This window comes from Limimaricola cinnabarinus LL-001 (assembly GCF_000466965.1).
Taxonomy (GTDB): Bacteria; Pseudomonadota; Alphaproteobacteria; order Rhodobacterales; family Rhodobacteraceae; genus Limimaricola; species Limimaricola cinnabarinus.
Genome location: NZ_BATB01000164.1, coordinates 1 through 1025, shown reverse-complemented (window position 1 = coordinate 1025; position 1025 = coordinate 1). Strand labels below are relative to the sequence as shown.

At 64.9% G+C, this 1025-nt stretch carries 3 protein-coding genes and 1 pseudogene; all 4 read right to left on the bottom strand.

What is annotated here, in order from left to right; translation table 11 throughout:
• Window positions 1–215 (bottom strand): hypothetical protein (locus MBELCI_RS22190; protein WP_052512783.1); only part of this gene is annotated, 215 nt, incomplete at its 3' end.
• 58 nt (window positions 216–273) lie between these two features.
• Window positions 274–492, bottom strand: a complete 219-nt coding sequence (locus tag MBELCI_RS18885; RefSeq protein ID WP_045320566.1) for a ribbon-helix-helix domain-containing protein — start codon at window positions 490–492, stop codon at window positions 274–276.
• Window positions 485–661 carry a DUF4169 family protein gene (locus tag MBELCI_RS18880; protein WP_021695829.1) on the bottom strand — a complete coding sequence of 59 codons (177 nt, stop codon included), beginning with the start codon at window positions 659–661 and terminating at the stop codon, window positions 485–487. Before MBELCI_RS18880 ends, MBELCI_RS18885 begins: the two co-directional genes overlap by 8 nt.
• Window positions 658–1025: pseudogene (locus MBELCI_RS18875) on the bottom strand (class II fumarate hydratase); the annotation flags it as partial. The gene MBELCI_RS18880 and the pseudogene MBELCI_RS18875, both read right to left, overlap by 4 nt.

Sequence of the window (1025 nt, the reverse complement as noted above, 5' to 3'; positions counted from 1 at the left end):
CGTTCTTCGAAGGAACGTGTCAGTGCAAAAGGCCGGACCGGATCGCGGTTGCAGAAGATCACGACCTGCCGGGCGTTCTCGATGGCGCGACAACTGCGCCGCTCGATCTCGTGCAATAAGCGGGTGCGTCCGACGATCGAGTCGACATCGCACAGGCTGCATCTGACGATCCTGCAGGAAGTCGCGGCGCGCGTGGCAAAGATTTGGCCATCCATCGTTCGGGATCGATTGAGGCGGGCAGGGTGGTCAGGAGCCGACGCCAACACGTGCCCCTCAACGATTCATGAACCGCCGCAGCACGAAGACCCGGATCGCCGACGCCAGCCCGACATCGCCCCGGCCCGCGTCGATCTCGGCGGCAAGTCCGTTGATCGTCGTGCCTTCGGCGGCCGCGATGTCCCGGAAGGCACGCCAGAACACGTCTTCCAATGATACGCTGGTGCGGTGCCCCCTGAGCGTCAGGGAGCGTTTGACGGGACGGCCGTCACTCATCGTCGCGGCGGTGCCCGTCGAGCCGCCTTGCCGCCGCATCGGCCTCGGCTGCATCGCGCGCCTTCTCGGCCTTGCTGCGACCGAACTTCGCGGCATTGGCGTCGGCGCGGGCCCTGTTCTCGGCCCGCGCCTTCTGCTTCCTGAACTGGTTCAGGTTCACCGGCTTCATTTCGGGCCGATCATCTCCTCGGGGCGCACCACGCGGTCGAAGGTCTCGGCATCGACGAAGCGAGGTTGATCGCCTCCTCCTTGAGGGTGGTGCCATTCTTGTGCGCTGTCTTGGCAACCGTGGTGGCGTTGTCATAGCCGATGGTTGGCGCCAGCGCGGTGACGAGCATCAGGCTTTCGCGCATCAGCTTGTTGATCCGCTCCTCGTTGGCCTCGATGCCCGCGACGCAGTTGTCGGTGAAGGCGGTGCTGGCGTCCCCGATGAGCTGCATGGATTGCAGCACGTTGTAGGCCATCATCGGCTTGTAGACGTTGAGCTCGAAATGCCCCTGCGATCCGGCGAAGCCACGGCGGCGTCGTTGCCC